Genomic DNA, 17,608 nt, shown 5'->3' on the forward strand with positions numbered 1-17,608 from the left:
CCCCCGTCCCCCCGGTCGTCTCGCCTTTCGTATCACGGACTGAAATACGGGACCAGTGGTTCCGGCCACTCCTTACACTGGGTGGCGTGATCTCTCGAATCGACCTCCGCGGCTCGCTGGACGACCCGCGTGACCTGCTGCCCCGTGCCGAGTTCGACGTGGCGGCCGCCCTGGAGAAGGTGCGGCCGATCGCCGAGGACGTACGCCATCGCGGGGTCGCGGCGGTGATCGAGATCACGGAGCGCTTCGACGGCGTGCGGCTGACGTCCACCCGCGTCCCGGCCGAGCAGCTGGCCGAGGCCCTGGAGACGCTGGACCCGAAGGTGCGGGCCGCGCTGGAGGAGTCGATCCGCCGGGCCCGCGCCGTGCACGCCGACCAGCGCCGCACCGAGCACACCACCCGGGTGGTGCCGGGCGGCACCGTCACCCAGCGCTGGGTGCCCGTGGAGCGCGTCGGCCTCTACGTGCCGGGCGGGCTGGCGGTCTACCCGTCCTCCGTGGTGATGAACGTGGTGCCGGCCCAGGAGGCGGGCGTGCGGGGCATCGCCGTCACCTCCCCGCCGCAGAAGGAGTTCGACGGCCGCGTCCACCCGACCATCCTGGCGGCCTGCGCGCTGCTCGGCGTGGACGAGGTGTACGCCGTCGGCGGCGCCCAGGCCGTGGCGATGTTCGCGCTGGGCACCGAGGAGTGCGCGCCGGTCACCATGGTCACCGGCCCCGGCAACATCTACGTGGCCGCCGCCAAGCGCCTGTTCGCCGGCCGGATCGGCATCGACTCGGAGGCCGGCCCGACCGAGATCGCCGTCCTCGCCGACGACAGCGCGCTGCCCTCCGACGTGGCCGCCGACCTGATCAGCCAGGCCGAGCACGGCCCGACCTCCGGCTCGGTGCTGGTCACCGACTCGCCGGCGCTGGCCGACGCCGTCGAGGCCGAACTCGCCGTACAGGTCGCCAGGACCAAGCACAGCGAGCGGGTGGCCGAGGCGCTGGGCGGCCGGCAGTCCGGGATCATCCTGGTCGACGACCTGGAGCAGGGCCTCGCGGTGGTCAACGCCTACGCGGCGGAGCACCTGGAGATCCAGACCCGGGACCCGCACGCGGCGGCCGCCAAGGTCGTCAACGCGGGCGCGATCTTCATCGGCCGCTGGACCCCGGTCTCGCTGGGCGACTACGCGGCCGGCTCCAACCACGTGCTGCCCACCGGCGGCTGCGCCTGCCACTCCTCCGGCCTGTCCGTGCAGACCTTCCTGCGCGGCGTCCAGGTCGTCGAGTACGACCGGGACGCGCTCGCGGACGTCGCCGCGCACGTGGTCAACCTCGCCAACGCCGAGGACCTGCCCGGGCACGGCGACGCGATCAAGGCGCGCTTCGACTGGACGGTGCCGGGATCGTGACCGCCGTGACCCGCATCGACGACCTCCCCATCCGCGACGAGCTGCGCGGCCAGTCCCCGTACGGCGCGCCGCAGCTGGACGTGCCCGTCCAGCTGAACACCAACGAGAACCCGTACCCGCTCCCCGAGGAGCTGGTCGCCCGGATCGCCGAGCGCGTCGCCGAGGCGGCCCGCGGCCTCAACCGCTACCCCGACCGGGACGCGGTCGAACTGCGCGAAGGCCTCGCCGCGTACCTCAGCCGGACCACCGGCTTCGCGGTCACCCGGCAGCAGGTCTGGGCCGCCAACGGCTCCAACGAGGTGCTCCAGCAACTGCTGCAGACCTTCGGCGGCCCCGGCCGCAGCGCACTCGGCTTCGAGCCCTCCTACTCGATGCACGCGCTGATCTCCCGGGGCACCGGCACCGAGTGGATCTCCGGCCCGCGCAACGACGACTTCACCATCGACGTCGACGCCGCCCTCGGCGCGATCGCCGAGCACCGGCCGAACGTGGTCTTCGTCTGCTCGCCGAACAACCCGACCGGCACCGCCGTCGCCGCCGACACCGTGCTGCGGCTGTACGAGGCCGCGCAGGCCGCTGGGCCCAGCCTGGTCGTCGTCGACGAGGCGTACGTCGAGTTCTCGCACCGGGCCTCGCTGCTGCCGCTCATCGAGGGCCGCCCCAACCTGGTGGTCTCCCGCACCATGTCCAAGGCCTTCGGCGCGGCCGGGCTGCGCCTGGGCTACCTGGCCGCCGACCCGGCGGTGGTGGACGCGGTGCAACTGGTCCGCCTGCCGTACCACCTGTCGTCCGTCACCCAGGCCACCGCGCTGGCCTGCCTGGAGCACACCGACACCCTGCTCGGGTACGTCGGCCGGCTCAAGGCGGAGCGCGACCGGCTGGTCGACGCGCTGCGCGGGCTCGGCCTGGAGGTCACCGACTCGGACGCCAACTTCGTCCAGTTCGGCCGCTTCGCCGACACCCACGCCGTCTGGCAGGCCATCCTCGACCAGGGCGTCCTGGTCCGGGACAACGGCGTCCCCGGGTGGCTGCGCGTCACCGCCGGCACGCCCGCCGAGAACGACGCCTTCCTGGGCGCCGTCTCAACCGTGATCAAGGAGCTGTAACCCCGTATGTCCCGCATCGGACGCGTCGAGCGCACCACCAAGGAGACCGCGGTCCTGGTCGAGATCGACCTCGACGGCACCGGAAAGACCGACATCTCCACGGGCGTCGGGTTCTACGACCACATGCTCGACCAGCTCGGCCGCCACGGTCTCTTCGACCTCACCGTCAAGACCGACGGCGACCTGCACATCGACACCCACCACACCATCGAGGACACCGCCCTCGCGCTCGGCGCCGCCTTCAAGCAGGCGCTCGGCGACAAGGTCGGCATCTACCGCTTCGGCAACTGCACGGTGCCGCTGGACGAGTCGCTCGCCCAGGTCACCGTGGACCTCTCCGGCCGGCCGTACCTGGTGCACACCGAGCCCGAGCACATGGCGCCGATGATCGGCTCGTACGACACCACGATGACCCGGCACATCCTGGAGTCCTTCGTGGCCCAGGCGCAGATCGCCCTGCACGTCCACGTGCCGTACGGACGCAACGCCCACCACATCGTGGAGTGCCAGTTCAAGGCGCTGGCCCGAGCCCTGCGCTACGCCGCCGAGCGCGACCAGCGCGCGGCCGGAATCCTCCCCTCGACCAAGGGTGCACTGTGAGCAAGGCTGCCCTCGCCCTCATCTTCGTCGGCCTCTTCCTGGCCGGCGGCGTGATCTCGTTCTGGAAGCAGAAGCTGCCCAAGGGCGTCATCCTGGTGCTCGCGTTCGGCTCGGTCATGTGCCTGGCCTCCGGCATCATGCGTCTGTAGACCCGCAGTAGAGAGACTGCGCAGTAGAGAGACTGGACACCTGAACATGGGCAAGAACGTCGTCGTCCTCGACTACGGGTCGGGCAACCTCCGCTCCGCGCAGCGCGCGCTCGAACGGACCGGGGCGGATGTCACCGTCACCTCCGACTACGACACCGCGATGAACGCGGACGGCCTGCTCGTCCCCGGCGTCGGCGCCTTCGAGGCCTGCATGCGCGGCCTGAAGGCCGTCCGCGGCGACTGGATCATCGACCGCCGGCTCGCCGGGGGCCGCCCCGTCATGGGCATCTGCGTCGGCATGCAGATCCTCTTCGAGAAGGGGGTCGAGCACGGCGTGGAGACGGCCGGCTGCGACGAGTGGCCCGGCGTCGTCGAGCCTCTGGACGCCCCCGTCATCCCGCACATGGGCTGGAACACCGTGGACGCGCCCGAGGACAGCCGGATGTTCGCCGGCCTCGACCCGCAGACCCGCTACTACTTCGTGCACTCCTACGGTGTGCGGCACTGGGAGCTGGAGACCCACAGCGCGCGGATCCACCCCCCGCTCGTCACCTGGGCCACGCACGGGCAGCCGTTCGTCGCCGCCGTCGAGAACGGCCCGCTCTGGGCCACCCAGTTCCACCCCGAGAAGTCCGGCGACGCCGGCGCCGCCCTCCTGACCAACTGGGTCAACACCCTCTGAGCTTGGAAGAGTTGTGACTATGAGCCGCCTCGAACTGCTTCCCGCCGTCGACGTCCGGGACGGCCAGGCCGTCCGCCTGGTCAAGGGCGCCTCCGGCACCGAGACCTCCTTCGGCGAACCGCTGGCCGCCGCCCTCGCCTGGCAGAACGCCGGCGCCGAGTGGCTGCACCTGGTCGACCTCGACGCCGCCTTCGGCACCGGCACCAACTACGAGCTGCTGCGCGAGGTCACCGGCCGCCTCGACATCAAGGTCGAGCTGTCCGGCGGCATCCGCGACGACGAGTCGCTCGCCAACGCGCTCGCCACCGGCTGCACCCGGGTCAACCTCGGCACCGCCGCCCTGGAAGCCCCCGAGTGGGTCGCCAAGGCCATCGCCGAGCACGGCGACAAGATCGCCGTCGGCCTGGACGTCGTCGGCACCACCCTGCGCGGCCGCGGCTGGACCCGCGACGGCGGCCAGCTCTTCGAGGTGCTGGAGCGGCTCAACCAGGAGGGCTGCGCCCGCTACGTCGTCACCGACGTCAACCGGGACGGCACCCTGACCGGCCCCAACCTGCAACTGCTGCGCGACGTCTGCGCCGCCACCGACCGCCCCGTCGTCGCCTCCGGCGGCGTCTCCTCGCTCGACGACCTGCGCGCCATCGCCGGCCTGGTCGGTGCGGGTGTCGAGGGCGCCATCGTGGGCAAGGCACTCTACGAGCAGAAGTTCACCCTCGAAGAGGCCCTGGAGGCGGTTTCAGGATGACGGAACGTCGGATCGTGCGTGGCAGGGTCGGCGGATTCTCCCCCTGGGAGGACCAGTTCGGCTACTCGCGGGCGGTCGCCGCGGGAGACCACGTGCACGTGGCCGGCTCCACCGCCTGGGTGAACGGCCGGATCGAGCACGAGGGCGACCCCTACCGGCAGACCCTCGCCGCGTTCGGCGTCGGCCTCAGCGCCCTCGCCGCGTACGGTCTGACGGCGGACGACGTGGTCCGCACCCGGATGTACATCACCCACGCCCGCGACGCCGACGAGGTGGGCCGCGCCCACCACCAACTCTTCGACGCCGCCCGCCCGGCGGCCACCATGGTGGTGGTCGACGGGCTGATCGACTCCCGGATGATGGTCGAGGTCGAGCTCGACGCCTATCGTGCCGGGCTGGCAAAGACCCTGGAAGGCAACCAGCCGTGACCCTCGCCGTACGTGTCATCCCCTGCCTGGACGTCGACGCCGGGCGGGTGGTCAAGGGCGTCAACTTCCAGAACCTGCGCGACGCCGGCGACCCGGTCGAGATGGCCAAGCTCTACGACGCCGAGGGCGCCGACGAGTTGACCTTCCTCGACATCACCGCCTCCTCCGGCGACCGGGAGACCACCTACGACGTGGTCCGCCGCACCGCCGAACAGGTCTTCATCCCGCTCACCGTCGGCGGCGGCATCCGCGCCGTCGAGGACGTCGACAAGCTGCTGCGGGCCGGCGCCGACAAGGTCGGCGTCAACACCGCCGCCATCGCCCGGCCGGAGCTGGTCCGCGAGATCGCCCGGCGCTTCGGGCGGCAGGTGCTGGTGCTGTCCGTGGACGCCCGGCGCTGCCCTCCCGGTACCGAGACCGCGTCCGGCTACGAGGTCACCACCCACGGCGGGCGCAAGGGCACCGGCCTCGACGCCGTCGAATGGGCCGGCCGCGCGGCCGAACTGGGCGCGGGCGAGATCCTGCTCAACTCGATGGACGCCGACGGCACCAAGGACGGCTACGACCTGGAGATGATCCGGGCCGTCCGCAAGACCGTCTCCGTGCCGGTCATCGCCTCCGGCGGCGCCGGCAAGCTCGCGGACTTCGCGCCGGCCGTCGAGGCGGGTGCGGACGCGGTGCTCGCCGCGAGCGTCTTCCACTTCGGGGACCTGCGGATCGGGCAGGTCAAGGACGCGCTGCGGGAGGCCGGGCACCCGGTGCGGTGACCGTCCGCACGGCTTGGGGGCCCGCCGTTCCGCCCGGAACGGCGGGCCCTTTCGTGTTCTCAGGTCTCCTGCGTTCTCAGGCCTGTGGCGGCTCGCCCTTGATCAGCGCGAACGGGGTGCCGTGCGGGTCCGCCAGCCAGGCCAGCCGGCCGACGTTCGGCACGGACTCGGCGGGCATCAGCACCGAGCCGCCGGCCGCCGTCGCCTTCGCGATCACCGCGTCCACGTCGTCGGCGGCGAAGTACGGCGTCCAGGCGGAGGGCTGGCCCGGCTGCATGGTCGGGGCGATGCCGCCGAAGGCAGTGGCGTGCTGGTCGCCCTCGGAGGTCGAGATCACCCGGTAGGCCATGCCCGGGGCCGGCTCGAATTTCTCCACCCGCCAGCCGAACAACGCCTGGTAGAAGCCGAACCCGGCGCTCGGGTCCGCGGTGTGCAGTTCGGACCAGACCAGCGCGCCGTCCTCCGTCACCACGTCCAGGCCGGTGGTCCTGCCCGGCTGCCAGACCGCGAACCTGGCCCCCTGCGGGTCGGCGAACTGGGCGAGCCACCCCTCGCCCATGACGTCCATCGGCGGCACCAGGACCGAGCCGCCCGCCTGCTCGGCGGCCTTCGCGGTGGCGTTCACGTCGGCGGTGCGGAAGTACGTCGTCCAGGTCGGCTGGTCGCCCTCGTCGAGCGGGCCGACGGCGCCGACCGTCCTGCCGTTCAGCTGGAAGAAGCCGTAGCCGCCCGCCTCCGGGCCGGCGGACTGGAACGTCCAGCCGAAGACCTTGCCGTAGAACTCGGCCGTGGCGGGGATGTCCGGGCTGCCGAGGTCGATCCAGCAGGGCGCGCCCGCCGGAAAGTCGGTGGTGAGCATGAGGTGGTGCCCCTTCGACGGAAGACGTGACCGGGCCGGGTCCGCTGGGCGCGCACACGCCCTTCCCCGACCCTCTGCGAGTCTGCACCCGCCCACTGACATCCGCAGCCGGGGAGCGCGGCCGGGAGACCTCAGCCACGCCCCCGGAAACGGGCCCATCGCTGAGCTGCCCGGTTCAGCCCATCGGTCCACGGGTCCGGATCGTCTCCGGCGATCTCGGCCCACATCCGGGTCTGAGCCTGCGCGAAGACGTCCACCACCGCCGGATCGCCGCCCTGCCAGGCCGGGACCCTGGCAGCCCACGCTTCCGCCCCAGCCGGGCTGTGGCCGCCCGCAGCGATCAACCAGATCACCCACAGGGCCGGGTCGATCCAGGGCGCTCCCCGGGTGGCCCACGCCCAGTCGACCAGGAGGGCCTGACCCCTGTGGATCAGGGCGTTCTCGTTGTTCAGGTCGGTGTGCAACAGGGACTACCGCCGAACCGGGCCAGCACCTCGGGGTCGTCCACTCGTCCAGGCCGGCAAATCGCTTCTCTCCGAGGTAACAGTGTTCACAGCTTCTCTAGGCTACGTTGAACTGTCGGTTCGACACTCCTGGAGGGGGATCTGTGTCTGCCTTCGACGGCTGGACGGTGGACTTCTACGACTTCACTGCTGAGGTTCCCGAGCTCGATACTGATCAACTGTCAGGCTTTGGTGATCTCCATGCCCGTGCGGCAGGGAACGGTGCCCGGCACGGTACGCCTGTGCTCCTCGATCCCCAGGGTCGTCCCGATCCAAGGGTCAACCTCTTCTTCCGTACGGGAGCCATGGCGGATGCCCGGCCGAGCACTTGGCGCCGGTACGCGTACTCACTGGTGGTGTGGCTGCAGTTCCTGGATGTCTTCGGTCAGCACTGGGAGGACGCGACGCCACGCGATGTCGAAGCCTTCAAGGACTGGCGGCTGACGGACATTCGCAACGACGAGCGGGTGCAGGCCACGAGCTTCGATACCGACCGAGCCGCGTTGAACAGCTTCTACGCGTGGGCGGGGCAGCGGTACGGGGTGTCGAACCCGGTGGCCAGTGCCGGGGCTCGCGCCGGAAGGTGGCCGTCACCGGTTGACGGCGGCCATGAATACAGCGCCGGCAGTCGCTACCCCTTGAGGCCGGCTGGTTCATCCCGGAGGCAGGTGAAGTGGATGCTCAGGGTGGCCTTCGAGCAGTGGAGGAACATCGGACTCTGCGGATACACGTTCGAGGGGGTCCGTCGGGCGGGCTGGCGGGGTGCAAACGAGGACCGCGATGCCGCCTTCGTGGACGGCCTGTACGGGACCGGTCTGCGGCTGCTGGAGTGGGCGAGCGTCCTGGACGTGGAGATTCCCGCGGTCGGATCTGCCCGCTTCGCCTCCGCGTGGTTGTCGGCGGCGTGCATCAAGCGGGGCCGGGAAGGCCGGGTCTACCGGATTCCTCGCAGCGTCCTCACCGCGGTAGCCGCGTACGCGGACCCGCTGGAGGGATCACGCATCGAGGCCGTACGACGGGCTCAGCAGGCTCGACGCTACGAGTCGCTGTACGGCCGTCGGATCGTCACCGGTTACAACGCCCGCAATCGAACGCTGATGATCGAGGGTGGTAGCGGGCCGGTGCCGGTCTCGGTGGACGTGCTGGGACCGGACGGGCGCCGGCTGCTGTTCCGCCGAACGCCGCAGGGCCTGGAGCCGCTGTGGCTGTGGCTGGCGCCCAACGGGCTGCCGAAGAAGCCGTACGGCTGGGAGGACACATTCCAGGCGGCTAACGAGCGAATCGCCGAGGCATGGGTCAAGAACGCAGGTGAGGGGCTGTCCGCCGTGGAGCGGGAGCGACGCAAAGCGGAGTGCCCGTTGTGGGCCCGGCCGCACATGCTGCGGCACAGCTTCTGCTTGAAGTGGTTCTCGATCCTGTCGGCTGTGTGGCAGCGCAGGGTCGATGGCTTCTCGGAGGAGGAGATGCGTGACTTGCGCGACCAACTGGGCGATATCTGGTACCAGTTGGCGATGTTGATGGGCCATCGCGACCCGATGACCACGAGAGAGATCTACCTGGAGCCGTTCACCGCGCTCGAAGTGGACTATCTCATGGAGCTGTTGGACGGCGAGGAGGCTGCGGGCGTGGATGCGCTCCTGCGGGCAGTCGCGCGCGAGGGCGGTCGTACGCTCACCGGCATACCTGGTCCGCGCGGCGAGGCCGCCCAGGCAGGAGTTGGTCGGTGAGCGCCCGATCTCGTGGTGGTCGCCGCGCGGCTCAGCCGGCACCGAGTGGCAGCAGATCTTGACGGCCGCGCGGCGCGACGTTCGTATGGCACGTGATCGGATTCGCCACGGTCGTGAGCTGCTCTCTCGGTTTCGCGAGGGGCTGTCGGAACCCGGCAGTGACGAGGAGGCGGTCGGCCGCTTCCTCGATGTCTTCGAGCGGACAGGTGACGTGCCCCGCTACCTGGATGGACTTCAGCCGAACGCGGTCACCAAAGCCGGCGGGCTGGTGCAGCTATCGTCCTTGCTCTGCCTGTCTCTCAACGAGCTGACGGCCTTCGCGCTGCTGCTGACCGCGATGACCGGGCAGAACTTCGGCACTGTGGCGGCGTGGCCCGCCGCGCATTGCCGCCCGGACGGAGTCCTGACGCAGGAGGGAGCCGCACTGATCGAGGCCGTCAAGCCTCGCCGCGGTCCCGAACGCGAGCACATGGTTGTTCCCTTGGAGGATGTTCTGGCTGGCGATGACCAGGAACATCGGCTCTTCCGGTCACCGTTGCGGATCTACCTGTTGCTCTTGGACTTGGGTAGCACCGCCCGCCGCCATGGCCGGCTGACCACGCTCTTCGCTGGCTACACCGCACGCCCAGGTCGGTACGGTTCCTCGCGGTGGGCCAGCGCCCTCGGCCCGCACCACGTGAAGCGCTGGGCCGCCGACCACGGCTTTCCCGTTGCAGAAGCCGCCGCGCAATCCGGTCGCCCGGCGGTGTCGGTGCGACGCCTACGTGCCACGGTCATCGAGCGCCGCCGGCGGCCGGTGGCCCATAGCCCCCGGACCATGCAAGACATGTATCTGATGTCCAGTTCAATCGTGCAGGAGGAGAGCCGACAGGTGGTCGTCGCTGCCCTCCAGGGCGAGGTGGACAAGGCACGGGGACACCAGGCCGTTCGAGTGCTGACCTCGTCGTTCATCGAGTTGGCTGCCGCCGACCCGAAGGCTGCAGCCGCATCCGCCGGGGTCGAGCCCCAGCAGCTGAAGGGGTTGCTGAGCGGCGCCCAGGACACGGTGCTGGCCTCCTGCACCGACCATATGGCCGGACCGGACACGCCCGCCGGGCAACCATGCTCGGCATCCTTTCTCGCGTGCCTGGACTGCGTGAACGCTCGGGCGCTGCCCCACCAGCTCCCGGTCCAACTCGCGGCCATCGAAGAGCTTGAGGCCTTGAGGCCGCACATGGAGCCGCAGTTGTGGAACCTGCGATTCGCTCCCCGGCTGCAGCAGCTGGGCGACATCGTGTCGGCCTACGTACCCGGCGAGATCATCCAGTCCCGTGCCGCGATCAGTCCTGCCCAACGGCGGCTGGTAACCGAACTCTTGGAGGGCCGATGGGACCTGCGCCATACTCGAATCGCTGTCCGACTCCCCGTTCCTCTTTCCCTCCAGCTTCGTGTCCGCCCACGCACGCCGACCCGCCCACGAGCATGCCCGCGTCGCCCGATATATGACCCGTGCCCTGGACAAGTTCATCGGCTGGCTGAACAGCAGCTTCCGGCGCCCCGACGGTCAGCCGGTTGTCCCGCCCGACCCGACCCGCAACATCCACCCGTCCAGGTTCAGACGGACTCTGGCCTACTTCATCGTCCGCAGGCCCCGCGGACTGATCGCGGCAGCACTTCAGTACGCACACGTCTCAACCAAGGTCACCTTGAGCTACGCGGGACAGGCGAACGCCTCCTGGTTGGAGGACGTGGCCGTCGAGCGGCTGGAGCTGATCGTCGAGCAGAGCGAGCGGGACTGGTCGCTCCTGGAGCAGGGTGAACAGATCAGCGGCCCGGCAGCTCCGGAGTACAGGTCGAGAGTGGCGCGCGCCCACCGGTTCGCCGGCCGCGTCGTCAACCGTGTCCGCAACGTCGAGCGGCTGGTCTCCCAGGTCGACCCCAGCATCCACCACGGCGACGGCATGACCTGTGTCTGGCAGGCGGAGACAGCTGCCTGCCGCAACACCCGGATCGCCCAGAGGCTCCCGGTCGGTGACGCGCCGATCGAGGCCGAGTGCCAATCGACCTGCCAGAACCTCGCGCACACCGACCGGGATATCGCCCAACTGCACGAGAGGCTTTCAGTGTTGGAGGCGGCAGTCACCGACCCGCTCGCCCCTCATCCGCTTCGGGATCGTGCCGAAGCCCAGGTCGCCCAGGTCCGCAAGGTCCTGGAACGGCACGCAGGCACCCCTACCACTGCCACGGAGAACAGCAAATGACCCGCAAGCCCCGCGACCACGAAGCCGAGCGGGCAGCGCTCCAGGCCGCCACAGAACGGCTGCTGGCAGGTACACCCCTGCGGTCGGTCACCGGAAAGCTCACCGGATCGGAGCTGATCACCGAGTCGGGGCTTCGCCGCGACGTGGTCTACGGCGATCACAAGGACCTCGTGCACGAGTTCCAGGCCCGGGTGAAGGCCCAGAGCTCGGTGCCCGCCGCTGTGGAGAAGGTCCACGAGCAGAACAGGGTCCTCAAGGAAGAGATCAAGTCCCTCACGGCAGATCTGGCTACCGAACGTGAGAAGGGCAAGGTCCTGACGAAGATCGCCGTAGAGCTGTCGCTGGAGTTGGACCAGGCCAGGCAGGAGCTCGGCAGTGTATCGGCGGTCACTCCCTTGCCTACGAGCCGCGGCAGGTCGCGTCACCCGTAGCAGGTGGGGACCTCGGGGAATCCGAGGGCCCCACCACACCCGCGCCCTTTCCGGGGAAGCGATGTTGCCCCTGTACACGATCAACCGAGGGCGGCCGCTCACCCTGGGGCCAAGTGTCGCTTCATCCATCGCGCCTCCTCCGTGCGGTCCCGCAGTGGAGCGACCAGCCACGGCACGAGCCGGGGCGCCGGCACGGCCGCCACCTCCTCGACCGGGTGGAGGAGCCCCCGTTCGCAGGTCTCCGCCCTCCAAACTGCGAAGGTGGCGTCCGGGTAAGCGGGGTTGATGCCGATCTCCCCTTTGGGGCAGGTGCCGTTGAATGGCGTCGCGATGCGCTCGGAGTTCCAGTAGCTCCACGCCTCCAGGGCCTTGGCTTGCTCGAAGCAGTGGTAGAGCTGCGGGTAGCGGTCGATAGTCCGGACCTCCCGGAAGAGCAGCTGCCCGAGAAGATGCGGAACGCTGTCGGCGAGCGTGTCCAAGTCCACCCGGTGGAAGGCGAACGTGGCGGCATCCTGACCCGGTGCGAGGGCTGTCGCGGCGAACAGGTGCGACATGCGGCGCCGAACGTATCTGGGGAGGGAGGCTGTCAGGCCGGCCTCGATGCGTTCGACAAGTTCGAGGAGCCGCCTGTAGCCGGGATCGAATCGGCCCAAATCGAACAGGATGCCCATGCCCCGCACTGCGGAGAATGCGAGCTCCTTGTAGAGGCGGTTGTTCATCTCCCCACGGTCGGCATACCCCTTGGTCGCCGGGCTGGTGGAGTGGAGCATCAGGTACTCGGCGACCGTCTCGAAGTAGAGGTACCCGAGGTAGGGGAAGACCGGGACCGTGGCGGCCAGGGCGTCGATGAACGACTCCTCCGGCGTCGTGCCGCCGCTGGCATTGTGCAGGAGCATGTTGAGGAACGGGGCGGCGACGCGCACCCGGTCCACGACGGACCGCAGCACCTGGTCGTCCTCGGCTGCGGTGAGGACATGCCGATACGCCTGGTAGCTCCGCAGGTGGATGCCGCCGAGCCGCATGTAGTCCAGGCCTTTGGGCGGTGCCGGGCAGCTGGGGGTGACTTGGATGACCAGGGGTGTGCTGTCCCGGCGGCTGGCCAGGGCGTGGCGAGCGTCCAGCAGGTAGGAGCCGAGGTTGTGGGGCCGCAGGGCGCCGCCGGGCAACGGCGTGAGGGGCGAGCCGTAGACGGCCCCGACCAGGCAGCCGGTGGACGCGAGGAGTTGGCCGCTGGAGTGGATGGCGTCCAGGGATCGGGTCAGGTGCAGTAGGTAGACCGGGTGGCCGGCGGCAAGCGAGCCGAGCATGGCATTGGCGCTCTCGCGAAGCAGGTATCCGTTGGGAGCCAGATCGAGGCGCTGGCGCCAGTCGGCCTCGGTGTCGGTGAGTCCGGCGGGTGCCGGGCGGTCCGGCGGTGCGCTGTAGTCGGTGTGGGCGAGATCCCATTCGGTGTGCACGGGGGCTTCTCCTGCTCGGGCATCACGGCCTGGAGCGCTTGCTCCAAGGCCTGGGTGTCGGTCGCGCCGTCGAGGTGGGCTTGCTCGCTGCCCACCACCAGGTCGTGGGCGAGGACCGGCGTCCAGGCGGGAACCTGCAGGCGCAGGCGTGCGAGGTCGGGCCACCAGCGGGCCAGCGGCAGCCGGTAGCGGTCGAGCGCGTCGGCTGCCTTGAGGAGGTCCACCGCTACCTGGTGCTGCCGGTAGGCGCGTTCCTGTTCGCGGGTGAAGGCGTGGTGTGGCACGTCGTGGAGGGCGACCGCGGTGATCGCCTCCTTCGTGGCCGCCGTGCCGAAGGTCGTCTCCAGGTTCGCGGTGTGCTCGGTCAGCCAGTCGGCGGCGCGGCGGCCATGGCCGGGGTCGTCGCGGTCGCATCGCCGCCGGCAGTCGTGGCAGGCCGCCGCAGCCGCGAGCGCCAGCCCCCGGTCCAGCGTGAGGCCGTGGCCGGCGGCGAGCAGCTGCGTGAGGACGGCGACCCGGGCACCGTGGCGTATGCCGTGGATCGAGGCTGCCGTCTGCGTGCGGGCGAACCAGGAGGCGTTCGCTAACAGCAAGAGCGGCCGGTGTGGCAGTCTGGCCCGGACGCCAGGGCCAGCGGGCCGGTGGCGGGCGATCCAGTCGAGCGTTGGCCGGTCCATCACCTGGTGGTCCGGCAGACGGCCGGTGCTAGCCAGCTCGCGCAGCGATGGCCCGCCGCCTGTCCGAGGTGTCTGCGAGATCATGAAGGTTCCTCGAAGGGTCGGGTGCGATGGGCGTCACGCTGGGCGTGGTGGTGCTGACGATGGGGAACCGGCCTGCGGAGCTGACCGCGCTGCTGGCCTCGGTACGGGCCCAGGACGGCGGCGACAGCGGCGTTCGGACCGTCGTGCTGGGGCAGGGCGTGAGGCTGCCCGAGCTGCCCGGCTGGGTGGACGCGGTGGAGCTGCCGGAGAACCTCGGTATCCCTGGCGGGCGCAACGCTGGCGTCGAGCGGCTGCGCGAGCTGGGCGGCACGGACGTGCTGGTCGTTCTGGACGACGACGGGCTGGTGCCCCACACCGACACGTTCCGGCTGATCCGGGACGCCTTCGACCGGGACTCGAAGCTGGGTATTGTCAGTTTCCGGATCGCGAATGAGACCGGGTTCACCCAGCGCCGCCACGTGCCCCGCTTCGGCGCGAGCGATCCGCTGCAGTCCGGTCCGGTCACGACGTTCCTGGGCGGCGGGCACGCCATCCGGATGAGCGTGATCGACCAGGTCGGCCTGTTCCCCGCCGAGTTCTTCTACGCACACGAGGAGACGGACTTCGCCTGGCGTGCGCTGGACGCGGGCTGGCGGATCGACTACCGGGCCGACCTCGTGCTGCAGCATCCCCGCACCGACCCCGCCCGTCATGCCGCCTACTACCGGATGACGGCCCGTAACCGGGTATGGCTGGCTAAGCGCCACTTGCCCGCCCCTCTGGTGCCGATCTACCTCACCTCCTGGGCGCTCTATACGCTGGTCCGCCGGCCGCCGCTGTCCGGGCTCAAGGCGTGGTGGTCTGGATTCTTCGAGGGTGTTCGGGTGCCGTGCCCGCCGCGACGGCCGATGCGGTGGTCCACCGTGTGGCGGATGACGCGGCTGGGCCGGCCGCCGGTGATCTGACGGCCGACCCGGCGCATCCGGTCAGTTCCAGACGGCGTGGAGGGCGTCGATGACGCGCTGCACGTCCGTGCTGGTCATGGCCGGGTAGCAGGGCAGGGACAGCTGCCGTGCCGCGATGTGCTCGGTGATGGGCAGATGGCAGTCCAGGTAGCGGTACGCGGCCAAGCGGTGGACCGGCTTGAAGTGCACGCTGGTGCCGATCCCGTGGTCATTCAGGAGCAGGTCTGCTATGGCGTCCCGGGTCCGGCCGCCGATGGGTTCGATCAGGACGGGGTAGAGGAACCAGCCGTGCTGGACGCCGTCCGCGACGGTGGGCAGTTGCAGGCCCTGCATGTCGGCGAGGGAGCGGTCGTAGGACGCGGCGATCAGGGCTCGGCGTGAGGTGAACTCGGGCAGCTTGTGGAACTGCTGGATGCCGACCGCGGCCGTGATGTCCGGCATCGTGTACTTCAGGCCCGGCACGGTGACCTCGTAGTCGGCGGTGTTCCGCTTGCCGTGCCGCTGCCACACGGAGGTGTCGATGCCGTGTCGGCCCAGCAGGCGGGCGGCTTGGACGAGGTCCGCGCGACCGACGATCATCCCGCCTTCACCGCAGGTGATGACCTTGTTGGCGTAGAAGGAGAACACCGCCAGGTCGCCGACGCTGCCGGCCCGAAGGCCGTCGCGCCAGGCGTGCAGGGTGTGGGCTGCGTCCTCGATCAGGACCAGGCCGTGGTCGTCGGCGAGCTTGCGGAAGGCCAGTAGGTCGCAGGGTTGGCCGCCGTAGTGCATGACCACGACGGCCTTCGTCCTGGAGGTGATCGCCTGCTCGGCCGCCTCGGGGTCGATGGTGAATGTGACCGGATCGACCTCGGTGAACACCGGCTTGGCACCGCACTGGACGATGGCGTTCGGTGCCGCGCAGAAGGTCAGGCTCGGGGTGATCACCTCGTCGCCCGGCTTGATCCCGGCCGCCAGCAGGGCGAGGTGCAGCGCGGCGGTGCACGAGGAGACCGCGAACGCGTCCTCGACGCCGAGGTCGGACTTCACGGCCTCCTCGAACCGGCTGGCCTTCGGGCCGTGGGTGAGCCAGCCCGAGCGCAGGGTGTCCATGACCTCGGCCTCCTCCTCCTGCCCGAGGGAGGGCCGGTTCCACGGAAGGAACGGAGCGACGGTGGTCACTGCTGCCCCCAAGCGGCGGTGTAGTCGGCCAGGTAGCGTCGGCAGCCAGGGGTGCGCAGGCTGGCAACCATGCCGGCGGTGAAGGCCTCCGCCAGTCCCCGGTGGTTGTCGTACTGGGGCTCCGCCGGGTCGATGATCTGACGGGTCACCAGGAGATCGGCGATCTCCTGCACGCCGTCCTTGAGGGTGGCGGAGCACGCCCCGGGGATGCGCTGCTGGAGCCGGGTGAAGCTCACGCGGTAGTCGCGGGCGTCGGCTTCGTCCCGCTCCGGGCCGCGCTGGATCTTCGATCCGGGCACGACGGCAGCCACGGTCTCGGCGGCGAGCATCGGAGCGGCGTAGTTCAGTTCGACGGCCAGTTCCTCGTCCAGTTGGCAGGCCGGCTCTCCGACAATCCCGCCGAGGTGCACGACGGCGTCGGCGCTGTCCGAGACCCGAGCGAGCAGGTCCAGGTCGCGCAGGTCCCCGTTGACGAACGTGGCGGCACCCGGCAGGAGCCGGCCGGGGTGGTCCCCGCGGTTGTAGATCAGGCCGTCCACGACGGTGACGTGGTGGCCGAGCGAGACGAGGTGGTGGGAGGCGACAGAGCCGATGTATCCGGCTCCGCCGAGCAGCACGACGCGCATGGTGTGGTGATCCCTTCGTTCAGGCGGCCGAGGCAGCTGCGGTGGTCGGGGCGGTGAACCAGTCCGGGACGGCGTCTGGCGTGGTGTTGAGCCAGTGCACGTATCGGTCGATGCCCTCGCTGAGGGTGATGGCGGGGTGCCAGCCGAGCAGGTCGGTGGCTCGGCGGGTGTCAGCGCATCCTCCGCGCGGGTCGCCGTCGGGCGTGGGCGTCTCGACGAACGCGGCCTCGGGGTAGTGGGCGGCGATCAACTCGGCGATCCGTCGGACCGAGGTGGGGATGCCAGTACCGATGTTGATGGCCTGTCCAGCGGCCCGGTCAGTGACGAGCGCCAGGATGGTGGCGTGCGCGATGTCCTCGACGTGGACCATGTCGCGCACCTCGTGGCCGCCGCCGTTGAGCCTCATCGGCTGGCCGGTGTGGGCGGACAGGGCCAGCCAGGGCACCATCCAGGAGTGCGAGCCGGGCTTGGGGATCTGCGGGTCGCCGTAGACCGAGAAGTACCGGACGATCGAGTACTCGGTGCCGCTGCCGCCGAGCATCAGCCGCGCTTGGTGCTCTCCCCACAGCTTGGTGTTGGCATACACCGAGATCGGGGTCAGCGGCTGGTCCTCGGTGAATCGCACCACGCTGTCCTCAGCGGGGGTGCCATCGCCGTACACGGAGGCGGAGGACACGAACACGAGCCGCTTCACCGGCGAGGCCACCACGGCGTCCAGGACGGTCTGGGTGCCGTGCACGTTGGCGGCGAACGCGGTGTCAGGTCGGCGGGTGCAGGCGGCGACATCGGCGTACGCAGCAGCGTGGATCACATAGTCCGCGCGGCCCACGAGCCACTTCACGGTCGCCCGGACCAGGACGGCTTCACTCACCGGCCGGATCGCTAGTTCGGTGCCCCAGCGGGTGCGGGCGGCGTGCGCGAGCCAGAACGGGAGGTTGGCCCCGGAGTCGTGGGCGTGCTCCAGCTCCCGGAACCGTCGTTCGGGCAGCTTGGTGCCCTCCGGCCGGCCCGGTCGCAGCACAACGAAGTTTTTGAGGAGCGGACTTGCGATCAGGCTGTGCACTTTT

The 17,608-nt window shown here is 70.2% G+C and carries 19 protein-coding genes; 12 read left to right on the forward strand and 7 right to left on the reverse strand.

Annotation, left to right across the window (positions count from 1 at the left end; all coding sequences use genetic code 11):
• Positions 1–86: 86 nt before the first annotated feature.
• Genes hisD through hisF form a run of 8 tightly spaced genes read left to right on the forward strand, consistent with a single transcriptional unit; the run spans position 87 to position 5,871 of the window.
• Positions 87–1,394 (forward strand): histidinol dehydrogenase, encoded by a 1,308-nt coding sequence (hisD, locus tag ACIPLC_RS09255; protein ID WP_400472319.1) that lies wholly within the window; start codon positions 87–89, stop codon positions 1,392–1,394.
• Positions 1,395–1,399: 5 nt separating this feature from the next.
• The gene (locus tag ACIPLC_RS09260) at positions 1,400–2,500 is read left to right on the forward strand and encodes a histidinol-phosphate transaminase (RefSeq protein WP_400472469.1); all 1,101 of its coding nucleotides are present in this window, start codon (positions 1,400–1,402) and stop codon (positions 2,498–2,500) included.
• A gap of 6 nt (positions 2,501–2,506) precedes the next feature.
• A complete protein-coding gene (gene hisB, locus ACIPLC_RS09265; protein WP_400472320.1) occupies positions 2,507–3,100 on the forward strand; it encodes an imidazoleglycerol-phosphate dehydratase HisB in 594 nt (197 codons plus the stop codon).
• Positions 3,097–3,249 (forward strand): hypothetical protein, encoded by a 153-nt coding sequence (locus tag ACIPLC_RS09270; protein ID WP_350885740.1) that lies wholly within the window; start codon positions 3,097–3,099, stop codon positions 3,247–3,249. The genes hisB and ACIPLC_RS09270 overlap by 4 nt, the downstream gene beginning before the upstream one ends.
• A 46-nt stretch (positions 3,250–3,295) precedes the next feature.
• On the forward strand, positions 3,296–3,931 hold the full coding sequence (hisH, locus tag ACIPLC_RS09275; RefSeq protein WP_400472321.1) for an imidazole glycerol phosphate synthase subunit HisH: 636 nt from the start codon (positions 3,296–3,298) through the stop codon (positions 3,929–3,931).
• 19 nt (positions 3,932–3,950) lie between these two features.
• Positions 3,951–4,676, forward strand: coding sequence for a bifunctional 1-(5-phosphoribosyl)-5-((5-phosphoribosylamino)methylideneamino)imidazole-4-carboxamide isomerase/phosphoribosylanthranilate isomerase PriA (priA, locus tag ACIPLC_RS09280; RefSeq protein ID WP_350885736.1), 726 nt, complete (start codon positions 3,951–3,953; stop codon positions 4,674–4,676).
• The gene (locus tag ACIPLC_RS09285; RefSeq protein ID WP_363582826.1) at positions 4,673–5,104 is read left to right on the forward strand and encodes a RidA family protein; all 432 of its coding nucleotides are present in this window, start codon (positions 4,673–4,675) and stop codon (positions 5,102–5,104) included. The genes priA and ACIPLC_RS09285 overlap by 4 nt, the downstream gene beginning before the upstream one ends.
• The gene (gene hisF, locus ACIPLC_RS09290; protein ID WP_400472322.1) at positions 5,101–5,871 is read left to right on the forward strand and encodes an imidazole glycerol phosphate synthase subunit HisF; all 771 of its coding nucleotides are present in this window, start codon (positions 5,101–5,103) and stop codon (positions 5,869–5,871) included. The genes ACIPLC_RS09285 and hisF overlap by 4 nt, the downstream gene beginning before the upstream one ends.
• 76 nt (positions 5,872–5,947) lie before the next feature.
• Here the strand turns inward: hisF and ACIPLC_RS09295 are convergent, their stop codons facing one another.
• Both ACIPLC_RS09295 and ACIPLC_RS09300 read right to left on the reverse strand, forming a co-directional pair.
• Positions 5,948–6,730: a VOC family protein gene (locus ACIPLC_RS09295; RefSeq protein WP_400472323.1), complete on the reverse strand. Its 783-nt coding sequence runs from the start codon at positions 6,728–6,730 to the stop codon at positions 5,948–5,950.
• Positions 6,731–6,861: 131 nt separating this feature from the next.
• A complete protein-coding gene (locus ACIPLC_RS09300; protein ID WP_400472324.1) occupies positions 6,862–7,194 on the reverse strand; it encodes a hypothetical protein in 333 nt (110 codons plus the stop codon).
• 143 nt (positions 7,195–7,337) lie between these two features.
• Here ACIPLC_RS09300 and ACIPLC_RS09305 point away from each other — a divergent pair, with 143 nt between their 5' ends.
• The gene (locus ACIPLC_RS09305; protein ID WP_400472325.1) at positions 7,338–8,960 is read left to right on the forward strand and encodes a site-specific integrase; all 1,623 of its coding nucleotides are present in this window, start codon (positions 7,338–7,340) and stop codon (positions 8,958–8,960) included.
• A gap of 274 nt (positions 8,961–9,234) precedes the next feature.
• On the opposite strand, the gene ACIPLC_RS09310 is transcribed toward ACIPLC_RS09305, so the two are convergent.
• Positions 9,235–9,477: a hypothetical protein gene (locus ACIPLC_RS09310; RefSeq protein ID WP_400472326.1), complete on the reverse strand. Its 243-nt coding sequence runs from the start codon at positions 9,475–9,477 to the stop codon at positions 9,235–9,237.
• Between the two features lie 964 nt (positions 9,478–10,441).
• Between ACIPLC_RS09310 and ACIPLC_RS09315 the strand changes: the two genes are divergently transcribed.
• Positions 10,442–11,200 (forward strand): hypothetical protein, encoded by a 759-nt coding sequence (locus ACIPLC_RS09315; RefSeq protein ID WP_400472327.1) that lies wholly within the window; start codon positions 10,442–10,444, stop codon positions 11,198–11,200.
• Positions 11,197–11,631 carry a hypothetical protein gene (locus tag ACIPLC_RS09320; protein ID WP_400472328.1) on the forward strand — a complete coding sequence of 145 codons (435 nt, stop codon included), beginning with the start codon at positions 11,197–11,199 and terminating at the stop codon, positions 11,629–11,631. Before ACIPLC_RS09315 ends, ACIPLC_RS09320 begins: the two co-directional genes overlap by 4 nt.
• A 98-nt stretch (positions 11,632–11,729) precedes the next feature.
• Here the strand turns inward: ACIPLC_RS09320 and ACIPLC_RS09325 are convergent, their stop codons facing one another.
• A complete protein-coding gene (locus ACIPLC_RS09325; RefSeq protein WP_400472329.1) occupies positions 11,730–13,088 on the reverse strand; it encodes a hypothetical protein in 1,359 nt (452 codons plus the stop codon).
• Positions 13,089–13,875: 787 nt separating this feature from the next.
• On the opposite strand from ACIPLC_RS09325, the gene ACIPLC_RS09330 reads away from it, so the two are divergent.
• The gene (locus ACIPLC_RS09330; RefSeq protein WP_400472330.1) at positions 13,876–14,754 is read left to right on the forward strand and encodes a glycosyltransferase family 2 protein; all 879 of its coding nucleotides are present in this window, start codon (positions 13,876–13,878) and stop codon (positions 14,752–14,754) included.
• A 21-nt stretch (positions 14,755–14,775) separates the two neighbouring features.
• Here ACIPLC_RS09330 and ACIPLC_RS09335 read toward each other — a convergent pair whose 3' ends face one another.
• From ACIPLC_RS09335 to ACIPLC_RS09345, 3 genes are read right to left on the reverse strand one after another with little or no spacing between them, the layout of a single operon-like run.
• Positions 14,776–15,915, reverse strand: a complete 1,140-nt coding sequence (locus tag ACIPLC_RS09335; protein ID WP_400472331.1) for a DegT/DnrJ/EryC1/StrS family aminotransferase — start codon at positions 15,913–15,915, stop codon at positions 14,776–14,778.
• A complete protein-coding gene (locus ACIPLC_RS09340; RefSeq protein WP_400472332.1) occupies positions 15,912–16,541 on the reverse strand; it encodes an NAD-dependent epimerase/dehydratase family protein in 630 nt (209 codons plus the stop codon). Before ACIPLC_RS09340 ends, ACIPLC_RS09335 begins: the two co-directional genes overlap by 4 nt.
• Before the next feature lie 19 nt (positions 16,542–16,560).
• Entirely contained in the window at positions 16,561–17,562 is a 1,002-nt protein-coding gene (locus tag ACIPLC_RS09345) for an NAD-dependent epimerase/dehydratase family protein (RefSeq protein WP_400472333.1), read from the reverse strand.
• Between the last annotated feature and the right edge of the window lie 46 nt (positions 17,563–17,608).

It is taken from the genome of Kitasatospora sp. NPDC086801, assembly GCF_044745805.1.
GTDB lineage: Bacteria > Actinomycetota > Actinomycetes > Streptomycetales > Streptomycetaceae > Kitasatospora.